This window comes from Cyanobium sp. NIVA-CYA 375, assembly GCF_056108345.1.
Map to the genome: position 1 here is coordinate 62,920 of NZ_JBSYHW010000003.1, position 14,714 is coordinate 77,633.

Annotated in this window: 18 protein-coding genes and 1 other RNA gene; 7 read left to right on the plus strand and 12 right to left on the minus strand. The window is 63.4% G+C overall.

What is annotated here, in order from left to right; genetic code table 11:
• The first annotated feature begins 52 nt into the window (after positions 1–52).
• Positions 53–1,969 (plus strand): ATP-dependent zinc metalloprotease FtsH, encoded by a 1,917-nt coding sequence (gene ftsH / locus AC01FP_RS01745; RefSeq protein WP_474477404.1) that lies wholly within the window; start codon positions 53–55, stop codon positions 1,967–1,969.
• Positions 1,970–2,177: 208 nt separating this feature from the next.
• On the opposite strand, the gene clpP is transcribed toward ftsH, so the two are convergent.
• Complete coding sequence (clpP, locus tag AC01FP_RS01750; protein ID WP_474477407.1) at positions 2,178–2,768, minus strand: ATP-dependent Clp endopeptidase proteolytic subunit ClpP; 591 nt, start codon at positions 2,766–2,768, stop codon at positions 2,178–2,180.
• Positions 2,769–2,844: 76 nt separating this feature from the next.
• Here clpP and psb29 point away from each other — a divergent pair, with 76 nt between their 5' ends.
• Positions 2,845–3,552, plus strand: a complete 708-nt coding sequence (gene psb29, locus AC01FP_RS01755; protein WP_474477410.1) for a photosystem II biogenesis protein Psp29 — start codon at positions 2,845–2,847, stop codon at positions 3,550–3,552.
• Here psb29 and AC01FP_RS01760 read toward each other — a convergent pair.
• From AC01FP_RS01760 to petN, 4 genes are read right to left on the minus strand one after another with little or no spacing between them, the layout of a single operon-like run.
• Positions 3,512–4,813 carry a hypothetical protein gene (locus AC01FP_RS01760; RefSeq protein ID WP_474477413.1) on the minus strand — a complete coding sequence of 434 codons (1,302 nt, stop codon included), beginning with the start codon at positions 4,811–4,813 and terminating at the stop codon, positions 3,512–3,514. The genes psb29 and AC01FP_RS01760 overlap by 41 nt on opposite strands.
• Positions 4,810–6,069: a CofH family radical SAM protein gene (locus tag AC01FP_RS01765; protein WP_474477416.1), complete on the minus strand. Its 1,260-nt coding sequence runs from the start codon at positions 6,067–6,069 to the stop codon at positions 4,810–4,812. The genes AC01FP_RS01760 and AC01FP_RS01765 overlap by 4 nt, the downstream gene beginning before the upstream one ends.
• Before the next feature lie 41 nt (positions 6,070–6,110).
• Complete coding sequence (locus AC01FP_RS01770) at positions 6,111–6,263, minus strand: hypothetical protein (RefSeq protein WP_474477419.1); 153 nt, start codon at positions 6,261–6,263, stop codon at positions 6,111–6,113.
• A 20-nt stretch (positions 6,264–6,283) separates the two neighbouring features.
• Positions 6,284–6,385: a cytochrome b6-f complex subunit PetN gene (petN, locus tag AC01FP_RS01775; RefSeq protein ID WP_106501620.1), complete on the minus strand. Its 102-nt coding sequence runs from the start codon at positions 6,383–6,385 to the stop codon at positions 6,284–6,286.
• Positions 6,386–6,455: 70 nt separating this feature from the next.
• On the opposite strand from petN, the gene clpS reads away from it, so the two are divergent.
• Entirely contained in the window at positions 6,456–6,752 is a 297-nt protein-coding gene (clpS, locus tag AC01FP_RS01780) for an ATP-dependent Clp protease adapter ClpS (protein ID WP_474477422.1), read from the plus strand.
• Positions 6,752–7,069, plus strand: a complete 318-nt coding sequence (locus tag AC01FP_RS01785) for a DUF2103 domain-containing protein (RefSeq protein ID WP_474477425.1) — start codon at positions 6,752–6,754, stop codon at positions 7,067–7,069. Before clpS ends, AC01FP_RS01785 begins: the two co-directional genes overlap by 1 nt.
• On the opposite strand, the gene AC01FP_RS01790 is transcribed toward AC01FP_RS01785, so the two are convergent.
• A complete protein-coding gene (locus AC01FP_RS01790) occupies positions 7,024–7,422 on the minus strand; it encodes a hypothetical protein (RefSeq protein ID WP_474477428.1) in 399 nt (132 codons plus the stop codon). The two genes, AC01FP_RS01785 and AC01FP_RS01790, sit on opposite strands and share 46 nt — an antisense overlap.
• Positions 7,423–7,508: 86 nt before the next feature.
• Between AC01FP_RS01790 and AC01FP_RS01795 the strand changes: the two genes are divergently transcribed.
• Together AC01FP_RS01795 and AC01FP_RS01800 are read left to right on the plus strand one after the other, a co-directional pair.
• Complete coding sequence (locus AC01FP_RS01795; RefSeq protein ID WP_474477431.1) at positions 7,509–7,646, plus strand: hypothetical protein; 138 nt, start codon at positions 7,509–7,511, stop codon at positions 7,644–7,646.
• A gap of 3 nt (positions 7,647–7,649) precedes the next feature.
• A complete protein-coding gene (locus tag AC01FP_RS01800) occupies positions 7,650–8,156 on the plus strand; it encodes a nitroreductase family protein (protein WP_474477513.1) in 507 nt (168 codons plus the stop codon).
• Positions 8,157–8,163: 7 nt separating this feature from the next.
• Here the strand turns inward: AC01FP_RS01800 and ssrS are convergent.
• From ssrS to AC01FP_RS01815, 3 genes are all read right to left on the minus strand, one after another.
• A non-coding RNA gene (ssrS, locus tag AC01FP_RS01805) (6S RNA) lies at positions 8,164–8,345 on the minus strand.
• A 15-nt stretch (positions 8,346–8,360) separates the two neighbouring features.
• On the minus strand, positions 8,361–9,518 hold the full coding sequence (locus AC01FP_RS01810) for a 5-(carboxyamino)imidazole ribonucleotide synthase (RefSeq protein ID WP_474477434.1): 1,158 nt from the start codon (positions 9,516–9,518) through the stop codon (positions 8,361–8,363).
• Between the two features lie 206 nt (positions 9,519–9,724).
• The gene (locus AC01FP_RS01815; RefSeq protein WP_474477437.1) at positions 9,725–10,615 is read right to left on the minus strand and encodes a carbohydrate ABC transporter permease; all 891 of its coding nucleotides are present in this window, start codon (positions 10,613–10,615) and stop codon (positions 9,725–9,727) included.
• A 37-nt stretch (positions 10,616–10,652) separates the two neighbouring features.
• Here AC01FP_RS01815 and aroB point away from each other — a divergent pair, with 37 nt between their 5' ends.
• Positions 10,653–11,756, plus strand: a complete 1,104-nt coding sequence (gene aroB / locus AC01FP_RS01820; protein ID WP_474477440.1) for a 3-dehydroquinate synthase — start codon at positions 10,653–10,655, stop codon at positions 11,754–11,756.
• Here the strand turns inward: aroB and AC01FP_RS01825 are convergent.
• The 3 genes from AC01FP_RS01825 to AC01FP_RS01835 form a co-directional block, all read right to left on the minus strand.
• Entirely contained in the window at positions 11,753–13,072 is a 1,320-nt protein-coding gene (locus AC01FP_RS01825) for an aromatic ring-hydroxylating dioxygenase subunit alpha (protein WP_474477443.1), read from the minus strand. The genes aroB and AC01FP_RS01825 overlap by 4 nt on opposite strands.
• 64 nt (positions 13,073–13,136) lie before the next feature.
• Positions 13,137–13,949 (minus strand): ABC transporter permease, encoded by an 813-nt coding sequence (locus AC01FP_RS01830; protein ID WP_474477446.1) that lies wholly within the window; start codon positions 13,947–13,949, stop codon positions 13,137–13,139.
• A complete protein-coding gene (locus tag AC01FP_RS01835; RefSeq protein ID WP_474477516.1) occupies positions 13,946–14,680 on the minus strand; it encodes an ABC transporter permease in 735 nt (244 codons plus the stop codon). The genes AC01FP_RS01830 and AC01FP_RS01835 overlap by 4 nt, the downstream gene beginning before the upstream one ends.
• Positions 14,681–14,714 lie beyond the last annotated feature (34 nt).

Consider the following 14,714-nt stretch of genomic DNA (forward strand, 5'->3'; position numbering starts at 1 on the left):
TGCTCGGAGGGGGTCCTAGCGCCGTTACACTTGTCAACAAACTTTCTCAGTTATGAACCAGCGCTGGCGTCTGATTGCCCTCTGGCTACTGCCCCTCGCAGTGGTCGCATTTCTCGGATGGCAGCTGCTTGGTAACGGCGGAACAGCCCGCTTCAAGCCTGAAGGCGCCACTGTTGCGCCCAGCAATGCCGCCGTAGCCCGAATGAGCTATGGCCGCTTCCTTGATTACGTAGAGGCCGGTCGGGTGACCGCAGTTGACATCTACGACGGTGGCCGCAGTGCGGTGATTGAGGCCGTTGATCCAGACCTCGACAACCGGGTGCAGCGTCTGCGCGTCGATCTGCCTGGCGTCGCGCCAGAGCTCGTCAACCAGCTCAAAGAGCAGGGAATCAGCTTTGATATTCACCCACCTAAAACGGCTCCACCAGCCTTGGGCCTGCTTGGCAATCTGCTCTTCCCACTGCTGCTGATCGGCTCACTAATTTTTCTTTCGCGCCGCGGCAGCGGCATGCCAGGTGGCCCCGGCCAGGCAATGCAATTTGGCAAAACCAAGGCTCGCTTTGCCATGGAAGCTGAAACCGGCGTCAAGTTTGATGACGTGGCAGGAGTTGAAGAGGCCAAACAAGACCTTCAAGAGGTGGTGACCTTCCTGAAGACTCCAGAACGTTTCACCTCCGTTGGTGCCAAAATTCCCAGAGGTCTGCTACTGGTCGGCCCTCCCGGTACGGGCAAAACCCTGCTTGCCAAGGCCATTGCAGGAGAAGCTGGTGTTCCTTTCTTTGCGCTTTCAGGATCTGAGTTTGTTGAAATGTTTGTGGGCGTAGGCGCCAGCCGCGTTCGCGACCTGTTCAAGCGGGCTAAGGAAAACAGTCCTTGTTTGATCTTCATCGACGAAATCGATGCGGTTGGCCGCCAGCGTGGTGCCGGTGTCGGCGGCGGTAACGATGAGCGGGAGCAAACCCTCAACCAGCTGCTCACCGAGATGGACGGCTTTGAAGGCAATAGTGGCATCATCATCATTGCCGCAACAAACCGAGCCGATGTGCTTGATTCGGCCCTGCTGCGCCCGGGTCGTTTCGATCGCCAGGTTCAAGTCGATGTGCCAGATATCAAGGGCAGGCTGTCCGTGCTCAAGGTGCACAGCCGCGATAAAAAGCTGGCCGACGACGTGAGCCTCGAAGTGATTGCTCGCCGCACACCAGGCTTTTCCGGCGCCGATCTGGCCAACCTGCTCAATGAAGCAGCAATCCTCACGGCCAGGCGACGCAAAGAGGCCACGTCTTTAGCTGAAATTGATGATGCCGTCGATCGCATCATCGCCGGCATGGAGGGGAAGCCCCTCACCGATGGCCGCAGCAAGCGACTGATCGCGTATCACGAAGTTGGTCATGCCCTAGTGGGCACCCTGGTGCAGGCCCACGATCCTGTCCAAAAGGTCACCCTGATTCCGCGCGGTCAGGCCCAGGGCCTGACTTGGTTCTCTCCGGATGAGGAGCAGATGCTGGTGAGCCGTGCCCAACTCCGTGCTCGCATTATGGGTGCCCTCGGCGGCCGGGCTGCTGAGGATGTGGTCTTCGGCCACGCAGAGGTCACTACCGGTGCCGGTGGTGATATTCAGCAGGTCGCCTCAATTGCTCGCCAGATGGTCACCCGTTTTGGCATGAGCGATCTAGGTCAGGTGTCCTTTGAAGCCGGCAACCAGGAAGTTTTCCTAGGCCGCGACCTAATGACTCGCAGCGATGGCTCCGATCGCCTTGCCAGCAAGATCGATGATGCCGTACGTCAGATGGTGCACAGCTGCTATGCAGACACTGTCAAGTTGGTGGCAGAGCACCGCGCCTGCATGGATCGGGTGGTTGAGCTGCTAATCGAGAAAGAGAGCCTTGATGGCGAAGAATTCCGGACCATCGTGGCGGAATTCACGGCTATTCCAGAAAAGGAACGCTATTCACCACTGCTGGCTGGCTAATCAATCAGTAGCACTAGAAACCACTAGATCGGCACCCACCGACTCGGCGTGGGTGCCTTTTGATTGACTGCAGCACACCCCATGGGCCCTCAGCGCTTGTGCCCTGCGGGCCCATGGGGTGCAACTCAGTTTGCGTTATTCGTTTTAAACAGTCCCTTTAGATAGTCGTTTTTTGTTAAACAGTCGTTTTTCGGCGCCCCCCAGTTGCTCAAACGGGACGCACGGGGCGCTTTTCGATCACCTTGTCGATCAAGCCATACTCAACGGCTTCAGCTGGTGACATAAAAAAGTCGCGGTCTGTGTCTTCCTGGATGCGGGGCAGGGACTGGCCGGTGCGGTCGCTGAGCTCTTGATTGAGCTTCTGCTTCAAGTAGAGAATCTCATTGGCCTGGATGCGGATATCGCTAGCCTGGCCGCGGGCGCCGCCTAAGGGCTGGTGAATCATGATTCGCGAATGGGTGAGGCTGCTGCGCTTGCCCTTGGTGCCAGCGCAAAGCAAAAAGGCACCCATCGAAGCGGCTAGACCCACGCAGACGGTTTGCACATCGGGCTTGATGTGCTGCATCGTGTCAAAAATTCCCAGACCGTCGTAAACAGATCCCCCTGGTGAATTGATGTACATGAAAATGTCCTTCTCGGGATCTTCTGATTCCAGGAAGAGCAGCTGGGCCACAACCCGGTTGGCCGACTCAGCCGTGACCGGTTCGCCAAGGAAGATGATGCGCTCCCGCAGCAAACGGGAGTAGATGTCAAACGCGCGCTCACCCCGGCCCGACTCTTCAATCACGATCGGGATCATTGAGCTGCAATTACGTGTGGGTCTGATCCTACCGAGCCTGGGCGGCTAGGGTCGTTCCACCTTGGCCTAATCGAGCGTGCGTGCTGCCCTCACCGTTGCAGACAGCAAGCGGGAGTTTCACCGCGTCTTCCCCTTCGTGATTGCGCCGCTCTACCGCCGCATCGTGGATGAGCTGCTGGTGGAGCTGCACCTGCTCAGCCGGCAAACCGGCTTCCGCAGTGATTCTCTGTTTGCCTGCGGCCTTATCCAGGTGTTCGACAGTTTTGCCAGGGGCTATCGCCCCGACGCCCAGCGCCTCCCCCTGCTCCAAGCCCTCTGTTCCGCTTCCGGCTTCGATGCCAACCAGTTGCGCCAGCAACGGGATAGCGCCATGGCTGCCATGGGCAGTCACAGCGTGGAGCAAGTGAAACAGTGGATCGAGCAGGCCGGTGAGGGAGCACCCGAACCGGTGGCTGCAGCGCTAGCCGGCATCCGCCGCCCTGATTTCCACTACTCCCGGCTCATGGCTGTAGGTCTGCTGAGCCTGCTGGAGCAGGCCCAAGGTGCCGATGCCATTGACGCCTCCGCCATGCGTAGCTATGCCCACGACCTGGGCAGCGCCATGGGCTTGCTGCGCGAACGTCTCGACAAAGACCTGAGCCTCTACGCCACCAACCTGGAGAAGATGGCCCAGGCTGTGGAATTAATGGAAGAAACAGTGGCGTCCGAGCGCCGTAAGCGGGAACGGAAGCAACAGGAAGCTACTAGCGAAGCCGCAGCTGAAGCAGCCCCGACAGCTGGCTAAGGGCTGAACCACGGGCAACCGGCACTGCCACCAAACTCAGCTGGCTCGCCTGCTGAACTGGCTGGGGCAGTTCGGGCGGCAGCAGGCCCCGCTCAGCTAGTGCCGCCGGCCTGGCGCGCAGCTGCATCGAATTAGCCAGACCGGTCTGGCTAAGCACCGGAGTAGCAGTCGCGGCGGCGGCAGCAGGCGGTTCGGGGCCAAGGAAAAGCAGCAATTGGGGGCTGCCGGAAGCAGCCAGTACCCAGCGCCAGCCACCCACCACTTGACCATCCTGCCGGCGCCAAACAGTGGCGGGCAGGCCCTTGGAGCCGGAGGCCGTTGCTTGGAGTTCCTGGCTCTCCAGCGGCTCCACCAATCCAGCCAGCAGCTCGTTCCAGGGACGCCTATCCCCCGCGACCGCCAGCTGCAGCTCCAGGCCCGCCTGGAAAGGTCCCTGGGCCACCGGCCGCAGGCGTACGGCAAAAGGCACCCGCCGCAACAGGGCCAGTTGTCCATCACCGATGCCGTAGCGAGCCGCCAGCGGTTCGCGAATCAGCTGGCGGCTAAGCATGCCCTGCAGCAAGCTCTCAAGGGCAGGCCCACGCCACTCCAGCAGCAGATCTGCAGGCAAGGGCGGGGGCGCGGCGGCCGCTGCCACAGCCATCCGGCCTGGAGCGGCGAGCAGGCCGCTAGCGGCAGCCGCTTCGCCAGCCAGGCCCAGACTGGCCCCCTCCAGCCTCAGGCTTAAGCAACCTTCCTGGAAACGTTGCAGCAAGGGGGCTGCCGGGCCCGCCATCACGCCAAGGCCAAGAGGAGCCCAGAAAACTGCCTGCTCCTCCTGCAAGCGCTGCAAACAGCGCTTCTCTAGGCCGCGGCGCTGGCGCTGGGCCAGCTTGAGCTGGTCTTGCAACAGCCGCTTGGAAAGGGGATCGGCGGCAACGACAACCAGGTCGTCGACCCGAAAGCCTTGGGCGGGAATGGGGGTAGCTGTTTGGAACTTATAGGCGAGAAAGGCGCCACCATCGCCGTCGCGCCCCCAGAACTGCCACCAGAAGCGGCGCTGCTGACGCCAGAGCAGGCGAGCTTGGCTAGCGCCGAGGCGCTGGCTCCACAGGGCCGGCACCGGTCGCTCCGGAGCAGCGGGAAAGCTCTGCAGCAGGGCGGCCTGGCCCAGTAGCCGCTCCAAGCCCTCGGCCTGGGGCCGGGGGGAGCGCAGCAGCAGGCTGGATGGCAGCAGCAGCAGCAGGGCCGTCAAGGCGAGGGTCCAGCGCAGACGCGTCATGCCACAGCTTCATAGAGGGTGGTGCGGCGCCGCACCGGACGGCCAAGCCGGTGGGCCGCCGCCTGGAGCGACTGGGGCGACTGGCAAGTGCCGCCGCTGGCACCGGCCATCGTGGTGATGTGCTCTTCCATCAGGGTGCCGCCAAGGTCGTTACAGCCCCAACGCAAGGCCTCCGTTGCAACGGCAAGGGTGAGCTTCACCCAGCTGGGCTGATGAAAGCGAAACCAGGGACCTAGCAACAGCCGGGCCTGGGCAGTGAGCCGCAACATCGCCGCGGCGTCGGGCTGGTCCCGTTGCACCCGGGAGCGCAGGGCAGCTGGCGCCGAGGCGCCCACAAACGGCAGCAGCACAAACTCAGTGAAACCCTGGCGTTGATGCTGCCAGGCATAGCGCTGCACCGCCACCAGGGTGAGCAGGTGGGCCACCAAATCTGCCGGAGCCTCGATGTGACCAGCCATCAGGGTGCTGGTGGCTGGTAAGCCGTGCTGGTGCACCTGAAGCATTACGGCCACCCACTCCCTGGCAGTGAGTTTTTCAGGGCAGAGCACTTGCCGCACCGGTTCACTGAGCACCTCGGCCGCCGTACCCGGCACCGAACCCAACCCCGCCGCCTGCAGCCGGTCCAGCACCTGATCAAGCGGCAGCCCGTCGTGCTGAGCGAAGTAAAGAAGCTCCTGGGGCGAAAAGGCATGCAAGTGCAGCCCCGGTGCTGCCTGCTGCAACAGGCCAAGCAAGTGTTCGGCGTAGGCCAGCTGGCTGCCTGCCACGGTGGCGGCTGGGTTGAGGCCACCCTGGATGCAGAGCTCGCTGGCTCCAGCAGCGAGCGCCTCAGCGGCCTTTTGCTGCAGGTCCGCTTCACTCAGCCAGTAGGCCCCAGGGTCACCGGCATCGCGGCGGAAGGCACAGAAGCTGCAGTGCTTGATGCAGTGGTTTGAAACATTGAGGTTGCGGTTCACCACGTAGGTGACGGTGTTGCCCGCAAGCTGCTGGCGCAGGTCATCGGCAGCGCTACGCAGCAACTCATCCTGCTCGGCGTCGGCGCAGAGGCTGAGCAGATTCAGGCCGAGGGAGGCCAGCAAGGCCGGATCCCAGGCGGGCTGATCGTGCTGGGGCTGACCGTGCTCGGGCAGCTGGGGCTGGGCCGCAGCAATAGCCTCAATCAGGGCGCCCAGGTCGAAAGCTGAGGCGGAGCCAAACGGAGCAGCCGGGGGAAGAACCAGCAGCTCTGCTGCCGTCTGCCAGGCCCAAGCTGCCAACCCCGCAGGGGTGCTGGCAGAGGGCGAAAAGCCAGCAGGACTCACTTGCGTCGCTTGACTTCAAGAGCGTTGCGGCGACGGCGATCGCTCCACTCGATTATGGAGAGATAGATCACACCACCGCTCACAAAAACCAGCAGCAACACCGCGATGGCGGAAAGCACCTGGGAGGCGGAAAGGGTCAGCTCAGGCACTGAAGATCGCCAAAACTCGGTCAGAACTTGATGCTGTTGTCACCGTGACGGCCCCAGACCACCATGGCGATCGAGAAGCTGAACAGGGCAGCTAGGGAGGCCCAACCCGCTGAGATCAACATGGAGAATCTTGCAATCGTTGTGTGCACTTTACCTAGGGTGACACCATGAAGGCGTTCGTCGTTGCAGTCCGTGGTTGTGGTCCTTGTCTCCCCCAGCCCCGTTCAGGAGCGCCAGCTGATCCGCCAGCCATACCCCGATTTCAAGGTGGTAGTGCTTGACGACGACTTCAACACCTTTCAGCACGTAGTGGAATCTCTGGTGCGCATCCTCCCCGGCATGCTTGCCGACCTGGCCTGGGAACTGGCCCACCGCATAGACGGTGAGGGTTCGGCGATGGTTTGGTGCGGTCCCCAGGAACAAGCTGAGCTTTACCACCAGCAATTGGGAGCCGCTGGCCTGACGATGGCTCCTCTGGAGAGGGCCTGATGGGCCGGGTGGTCATCACCCACAGCACCTACGTGGAGGGGCTGATTCCCCTGCTCAAACAACTGGCCCTCTGCCCCGGTATCGACACCGTCACCCCAGCGGTGATCAGCAGGGTGCGGGGCCGCAGCGCCCAACTGCGGCTGCGGGTTACCGCCCCAATCACCGGAGGGCACAAGCTGATGGCTCGACGCGGCAGCAGCGTGCAAGAGGTGTTTGTCGTCACCAGATGGAGCCGCGAGCAACTGCAGGCGCGCCTGGACCAGTTGCTGGGTCAGGCGCCCCCCAGCAGCAACTCACCAGAGGGGGAGCGCTCGTAGACAGCCGCAGCCCGAAACCGGGCAAAGGCGCCTCCCTCACGGAACCAGGGCTCCGGCTCAAGGCTTAGCCCATCAGGCTGGAGTTGCCAGCGCTGCTGGAGGTAGGCGGCATATTCCTCCGCACTGCTCTGGGGAGACTGCCAATGCACCACAGCAAAGCTCAGGGCTCGTACCCGCACGATGCCCCCCTCAGACTCCTGAATCTCCTCCTCCAGAAGGAAAGTGCGAAAGCGTTCCTGGGAGTCGCGCCCCTCCAGGGGGTATTTGCGCATGTAGAGCTCGCGGGCACGGGGAAATACTGGCCCTGGAGCGAGGGTCAGAAGGGCTTCAAAGGCCTGTTGAAAGGACTGCATCGAGGCTGGCGGGCCGAACCCGAATACGGCAGTAGCAGCGTCCAGAATGCCGCCTGAACCCCACCACTGTCGCCACCCACCCCACCATGCCGATCTCGCCGCAGCAGCTCGATGGTGCCATGGCCTGGCGTTACGCCACCAAGCTGTTCGACCCCAGTCGTCGCATCGACGACACCACCTGGGCTGCCCTGGAGAATGCCCTGGTGCAGAGCCCATCGAGCTAAGGCCTGCAGCCCTGGAAATTTCTAGAGATCAACGACCCCGCCCTGCGCCAGCAGCTGCGCCCTGAGTCGTGGAACCAGAGCCAGATCACCGACTGCTCCCATCTGGTGGTGTTTCTGGTGCAACGCCGGATCGGACCCGCCGAAGCCGATCGCCTGATCGAGAAGATGGCAAGCGTTCGCGGCCTCGATTCCGCCGCTCTGGCCACCTACCGCCAAATGATCGACGTGGACCTGATCAATGGTCCACGTAGTCAGCAGATCGACCGCTGGGCAAGCAACCAGGTGTACATAGCCCTGGGCACCTTCATGACAGCTGCTGCCCTGCTGGAGGTGGATACCTGCGCCATCGAAGGCTTCGACCCGCTTGCCTACGACCGCATTCTCAGCCTGGAAGACTCGCCCTACCGCAGCTGCGTGGTGTGTGCGGCGGGCTACCGCGACAGCAGCGACAAATACGCCTCGCTAGCCAAGGTTCGCTACACCGCTGCCGAATTGATCGAAGTGCGCTGATTTAAAGGGGTGGACCGCCGTGCCGTTTTGCCCCAGTGTTCGACCTGGTGGAACCAGAAGGGGGTCAAGGACGGGGCGCCGTTTCCGGCTGCAAGGCCGGTTTACGTTGCTTCCGCTGCAGACCCCCATGTCGAAAAGGGAGTCAGATCAGAAAACTGTAAAAGGCAGTCACCAACAAGGCAGTCCGAGCCAATAATACGACGATTACGGCAGATCGGCGGGCAGGGGCCAGATAGTGCGTACCTGCTCCAGCAACTGCTCAGCCTGACCAGCCCGTTCGGCAGCGGTTATCCCAGACAGCAGCAGGGTGACGTGGCCGAGCTTGCGTCCCGGGCTGGAGCCCTGCTTGCCATACCAATGCACCGTGGCCTGGGGCAGGGCTGCCAGGTCATCGCGCTGACGCTGGTAGTCGCCTTCCGAACTTTCAAAGCCCAGCAGGTTCACCATCAGCGCCCCAGGTGCCCGCAGCTCGACCGGGCCCATCGGCAAGCCGGCGACGATCCGCACCTGCTGCTCGAACTGGCTGGTGTGGGCCGCCTCGATCGTGAAATGGCCGGAATTGTGGGTGCGGGGGGCGATCTCATTGACCTGCAGGCCGCCCGGCCCGTAAAAAAGCTCGATGGAGAGCACGCCTACGTAATTGATCGCTGTCAGCAGGGAAGCAACGATGTTGCGGGCATAGGCCTGCACCGCATGGGGCACGGAGGCCGGAGCCAGCACCCAGTCGCACACCTGCTGATGCTGGTGGGTTTGCACTAGGGGATAGCACTGCACGTTGCCGGCCCGGTCGCGGCAGGCGAGCTGGGAGAGCTCCAGCTGAAAGTCGACAAACTCCTCGAGAATCCAGTCGCCGAGGGGCACCCTTGCCAGCAAAGCAGTCAGGTCTTCAGGGCTGCGCAACACGGCAGTGCCCTTACCGTCGTAGCCGCCGGTGCAGGCCTTGGCCATAAGCGGGTAGCTGAAGCCGTCAGGCAGCAGATCGCCAGTGGGCAGATCACACCAGCGCGGGCAGGGCAGGCCCAGATTTTGCAACAGTTGCCGCTGACCGCGCTTGCTCACTAGGGGGCCTAAGGCCTCCAGGCTGGGCAAAAAGACCACTCCTTCAAAACTGAGCGGCGCCAGGGCCGATAGGTCTACCCATTCGTTTTCAAAGGTGATCGCGCCGCTGCGACGCGCCAGCTCGCGGGTGGCCACCACATCGTCGAGTTGAGCCAGCACGACGCTGCTGGCCAGGGTGGTGGCCGGGTCGTGGGCTCCTGGGGTCAAAACGTGCAAGGGCACATTGAGCTGGCGGGCAGCGGCGGCGAGCATCCAGGCCAATTGGCCACCACCAACTACACCGATAGGAATGGGCTCAGTCACGGGTTCGCTCCAGCCTCACAGGTAGCTGCTGTTCCGCATTGCGGCGGAACCAAAGGCTGAAGTCGCCCCACTGTTGGCAATTCCAATACATCACCTTACGGCGCAGGGTTCCAAGCAAGTTCGGCAAGCCGCTGAGCTCAAAATTGCCTTGGCCTGAGGAGACTCAACCTTAATCAAGCATCCGGGACTGGTCCAGTAATAGGAATTCAAGTGAGGCCCCGATCACCAGCAAAGAGATAGCGCACCAAGCTCAGCAGCAGCACGATCAAAAACAACGCCAAACCAATCGTGCAGGCGTAGCTGATCTCCAGTTCGGCAAAAGCCTGGTCGTAGACGTAGTAAACCAGGGTTCGGGTGGAATCGGCAGGCCCACCTTGAGTCATTAAATACACCTCTTCAAACACCTTGGTAGCCGCAATTGCGGAAATAACCGCCACCAGGGTGATGTAGGGCCGCAGCAGCGGCAGGGTGATATCTAGGTGCTTTCGCACGCCCTCACTGCCATCAAGGGCAGCTGCCTCGTAGAGATCGGGGGAGATGCCCTGCAGCCCGGCCAGAAAGATCACCATGTAGTAGCCGAGGCCCTTCCAGAGGGTCAAAAGCATCACGGACGGCAGGGCCAGCAGGGGGGAGGTGAGGAAACCAATGGGGTCGAAGCTGCTGCCCAACAGGGCGGTGAGCCAGCCGTTAATCAGGCCGTTTTCGGCATAGATCCAGCGAAAGGCAATGGCCGCCACCACGATCGACACCAGCACCGGGGTGTAGAGGGCACCACGAAACCAATGGATTGCCGGCAGCTGGCGGTTGACCAGCACGGCCAGGGCTAGGGCGCCGATCACGATCGGAGGCACCACTCCCAGCAGATACAAAAAGGTGGTGCCAGTGACCCGAAAAAACATCGGGTCGGCCAGCAGGCGGCGAAAATTGGCCAGGCCAACAAAGCGCAGCGGCTCGCTGACATCGAGGCCGGCCTGGCTGAAGCTCATCACCAATGCCATCGCTGCCGGAATCAGCACCGACAGCCCGATCAGCACCAGGGCCGGGGTCAAAAAGCCCCAGGCCGTGGCGGTGCGCTTGCGGAGATTGGCCTCGCTCATGCAAGGCAAAGTACCTGGGCTGGAGGATGATCGCCCAATGGATCTGCAAACGATCAGGGTGGAGCTGCAGGCTGCCCCCTACCCGGTGATCATCGGCTCGGCAGCCTTGCTGAGTCTGGGCGACCAGATCCGGGCCCTGGGCTTTAAAGCAGGCACCAAGGTGCTGCTGGTGACCAACGCCGTGGTGGAAGCCCACTACGCCGCCCCTGCCCTGCAAAGCCTCAGCGAGGCGGGGCTTGACGCCAGCACCCTGGTGATCGAGGCGGGAGAAGATCAGAAAACCCCAGCCACAGTGGGGCTGATCCACGACGCAGCCTTTGCCCGCCGGCTGGAGCGGGGCTCCCTGATCGTTGCCCTTGGCGGTGGCGTGGTGGGCGACATGGCGGGATTTGCAGCCGCCACCTGGCTGCGCGGCATTGCAGTAGTGCAGGTGCCCACCACCCTGCTGGCGATGGTGGATGCGGCGATCGGGGGCAAGACCGGCGTCAATCACCCCGGCGGCAAAAACCTGATCGGCGCTTTTCACCAGCCGCGCCTGGTGCTGATCGACCCCAGCAGCCTTGCCACCCTGCCGGAGCGGGAATTTCGCGCTGGCATGGCCGAGGTGATCAAATACGGCGTGATCGGCGACCCCGAGCTGCTGGCAGAGCTGGAGGCATGCGGCGCCCAGCTGGCCAGCTTGAACACATTGCCAGCCGCGCTGCTGCAACGAATCTTGGTGCGCTCCGCCGCGGCCAAGGCGAAGGTGGTGGCCGCCGACGAACACGAAGGGGGCCTGCGGGCGATCCTCAACTACGGCCACACCCTGGGCCACGTGGTGGAGACCCTCAGTGGTTATGGCACCTACCTCCATGGCGAAGCCGTTGGCTTGGGCATGCTGGCGGCCGGCGAAATCTCCCTGGCCATGGGCCTATGGAGCGCCAGCGATCAGGCGCGCCAGCGGGCCGTAATCGCCGCCGCAGGTCTGCCGCTGGCCTGGCCAGCCCTCGACCCCGACGCCGTGCTGGCCTGCCTGCAGGGCGACAAGAAGGTGCGGGAGGGTCAGGTGCGCTTCGTGCTGCCCAGATGCATCGGCAGCGTCGAGATCCGCAGCGACGTCAGCGCAGCAACGATCCGCAGCGCGCTCGCCAGCTGCGCCTAGAGGGCGTTGCGGGGTGGGTGGCCGTCACCGAGCAATAGCTGGCGCTCCCAGCGGTTTAGCTGCCGCAGCAGCAGGGCGCTGCCGCCAAGCAGCACCAGCAGAGTCAACCGGGCCGTCAGCCCCGGCAGCCAGGCCGCCAGCAGCAGCTCCACCCCCAGGGCCACCAGCACGACCGGCCGCCAGCGGCGTATCTGCCGCAGGGCACCGGAGCAGGCACGGCAGTGGCGGGTGTGGCTGTCGTAGCGATCCATCAAAGCTGCCCGACCCAGCCGGGGTGGCAGGGCGGAGCCTGGGCATGGCAGGCCGGCAAAATCCTTGACCCATTTGTGCAATGCCCGCACGTAGATGTCGGCGCTGCTGGGCAGGAAGCTCGCCTGGTTTTGAACCCGTTCCTGCCAGTGCAGAAACACCTGGTCGTCTTCCAGCACAGTGTGGTTACCGATGTGCTGCAACCACACCGGCCGAGCCCGCAGCAGCAGCCTGGGCAACAGCGAGCGGAACTGAAACGGGAAGCGGGCAAACAAGCGGCATTCCCCAGCCCGGATCGGCGTGGCATACACAACAGTGAGGAAGCGGGCAAATCCCTTCGCCGTGAGGTCGTGCCACATCAGGCCCGGCGCCTGAAAGGTGGTGAACTGGCTGCCCAGGCGCCCCCGGCGCGGGCCCTCGGGCCAAGTGGCGGTGAACCCCTCCCCCCCGAAACTGGTCAGCTCGGCTACCACTGGAGCGGCGTTCTGGCGCTTACCCACGGTTCGGTGGTGGGTGAAGGGCACATGGCTCACATCGAGCACGTTCTCCAGCAGGGTGAGGGCATCCATAGGCAGGTCGCGGAAGGTGTCCTGCACCAGCCAGCCGGGTTCCTCGAGCACGGGCACCAGCGGCAGGGGCACGGCCGCAGCCGCGGCAGGGTCGCCGGCAAAAACAAACAGCAGCCCCTGGGCACTGGCTGTGGCGTAGCGGCGGCAGGAGCTGCGGGGGTTGGCGCCGCTTGCGGCTTCGGCCTGGGGGATCGCGGTGCAGCTGCCCTGGGCGTTGAAACTCCAACCGTGATACGGGCACTCCAGCTCACCCCTTTCGTTGAGGCGGCCTTCGCTCAAGGGCACGAGCCGGTGGGGGCAGACGTCGGCAAAGGCACACCACTGCTGGCCTGCAGCGTCCCACCACAGCACCAGGTCCATCTCCAGCAGGGTGAAGGCCGAGGGGCGGCGAGGATCGAGATCCTGCAGATAGGCCACCGGATACCAACGCTGCAACCAGTGCTCCTGCCTGCTGCTGGCGCCGCTGGCGGAATCAATAACAGGAGCTGGAATCACCATGGGCAGCGGTAGCAACAAGGAAAAGCCGATGGGCCGATGATGGCGCGCTGGCCGGCAGCTCCGCTCAACTAGAAGCAGAGGTGTAGAAGCGCTGGGCGTAGCGCCACAACAGGCGACTGGCCACCAGGCACAGCCCGGCAGCCAGCAACGAACCCAAAGCCCAGATGGCCGAACCGCGCCCCAGCAGCGCCTCTGCGGGCACGGTGGTGAGGAAGGCCACTGGCAGCACAAAGGTGAACAGCAGACGCAGCGCCGGCGGATAGGCGCTCACCGGGTAGCGACCCGCCACCAGGGTGTAGCGCAACACCTCGGTGGCATTCCACACCTTCACAAACCAGATACTGAGGGCCGCCAACACAAACCAAAGGCTGTAGAGAATCACCAGGGCTGCAAACAGCAGCGCCAGGGAGAGCAGCACGGGCCCAGCCGCCGGTAGGCCAGATGGAGCCCCAGGACCCCTGTTCAGCAGGGCCCAAACGATCAGGCCAAAGCCAGCCAATATTCCTGGCAGCCCCCAGGGCGACACGGTGCGGGCCGACAGCCAGAACTGGCTATCAATCGGCTTGAGCAGCACGTAGTCGAGGGTGCCGGTCTGCACGTGGTTAACGATGCGGCTGAGGTTGGGCTGCAGCACGCAGGTGGTGAAACCATCCAGCACGGTGTAGAGGCCCAGCACCACCAAAGCGCCACTCCAGCTCCAGCCCCCCAGCTGGGGCCCACCACCAAACAGCAGCTGCAGCACAAAGACGCTGCCGGCCAGGTTGCCCAGCACCGACAGCAGCTCGATCCAGGCATTGAGCGGGTATTCGAGTTCGGCCGCTAGGGAGGTGCCCCAGAAGCAGCGCAGGCTGCGCCAGTAGCGCGCAAACTCCCTCATGCGCCCATCGCCGAATAGCGGCGCAGACCAGCCCGCCACAGCCAGTGGCCGATCGGCAGCAGCAGCAGGCACCAGGCGGCGATCGCCCCAAAACCCAACGCCACATTAACCGGTTCGCCGGCCAGCAGCCGGGCGGGAAAGTCGACCATCCAGGGGAAGGGCGTGGCCAGGGCCAGCCGCCGCACCGCTGGAGGAAAGGTATCCAGGGGTGCCACTATTCCCGATAAAAACAGATAAGGGATCATCAAAAGCCGATCGAGGGCCGCCGCCCGCTCACTCCAAAAACAGATGGTGGTAACGAGCACCTGCAGCAGAAAGCGCAGCAGAAAGGCCGCCACAATCGCCAGTATTCCCAGCAGCAAAGCCCCCGCTGACGGCAGCCATAGCAAGCCGGGCGCCGCCAGCCCGACCGCCAGCAGCATCACGGCCACAAACGGGATTCGCGAAGCCTGTTCACTGAAATGGGCCGCCAGATAACGCCAGAGCGGCGAAAGCGGCTGCAGCAGCAAGGGCGACAGCCTGCCCTGCAGGGCGTCGTCTTCGAACACCTGAATCAGCCAAACCACCGTGAACTGGCGCACCACAAAGGCCGCCAGGAAGTAGCGGCTGAGCTGTTGGGCTGAGAGGCCAGCCGCCGCCGCCGCGCCCGAGCCGCTCCAGACGCCGAGCATAATCAAGGGCAAAACCCCAGATAGGGCCCAGAGGGCGATCTCGGCCCGGTATTCGAGCATCAGCGCGTACTGACTACCCAGCAGGGCCCGCGCC

Bases quoted from the DNA above. Each gene is read 5' to 3' on its own strand.
- AC01FP_RS01795 (WP_474477431.1), top strand. From the start codon at position 7,509: ATGCCGATCTCGCCGCAGCAGCTCGATGGTGCCATGGCCTGGCGTTAC.
- AC01FP_RS01815 (WP_474477437.1), bottom strand. From the start codon at position 10,615: ATGAGCGAGGCCAATCTCCGCAAGCGCACCGCCACGGCCTGGGGCTTT.
- petN (WP_106501620.1), bottom strand. From the start codon at position 6,385: ATGTTGATCTCAGCGGGTTGGGCCTCCCTAGCTGCCCTGTTCAGCTTC.
- AC01FP_RS01835 (WP_474477516.1), bottom strand. From the start codon at position 14,680: ATGCTCGAATACCGGGCCGAGATCGCCCTCTGGGCCCTATCTGGGGTT.
- clpP (WP_474477407.1), bottom strand. From the start codon at position 2,768: ATGATCCCGATCGTGATTGAAGAGTCGGGCCGGGGTGAGCGCGCGTTT.
- ftsH (WP_474477404.1), top strand. From the start codon at position 53: ATGAACCAGCGCTGGCGTCTGATTGCCCTCTGGCTACTGCCCCTCGCA.
- AC01FP_RS01785 (WP_474477425.1), top strand. From the start codon at position 6,752: ATGGGCCGGGTGGTCATCACCCACAGCACCTACGTGGAGGGGCTGATT.
- AC01FP_RS01830 (WP_474477446.1), bottom strand. From the start codon at position 13,949: ATGAGGGAGTTTGCGCGCTACTGGCGCAGCCTGCGCTGCTTCTGGGGC.
- AC01FP_RS01790 (WP_474477428.1), bottom strand. From the start codon at position 7,422: ATGCAGTCCTTTCAACAGGCCTTTGAAGCCCTTCTGACCCTCGCTCCA.
- aroB (WP_474477440.1), top strand. From the start codon at position 10,653: ATGGATCTGCAAACGATCAGGGTGGAGCTGCAGGCTGCCCCCTACCCG.
- AC01FP_RS01825 (WP_474477443.1), bottom strand. From the start codon at position 13,072: ATGGTGATTCCAGCTCCTGTTATTGATTCCGCCAGCGGCGCCAGCAGC.
- AC01FP_RS01760 (WP_474477413.1), bottom strand. From the start codon at position 4,813: ATGACGCGTCTGCGCTGGACCCTCGCCTTGACGGCCCTGCTGCTGCTG.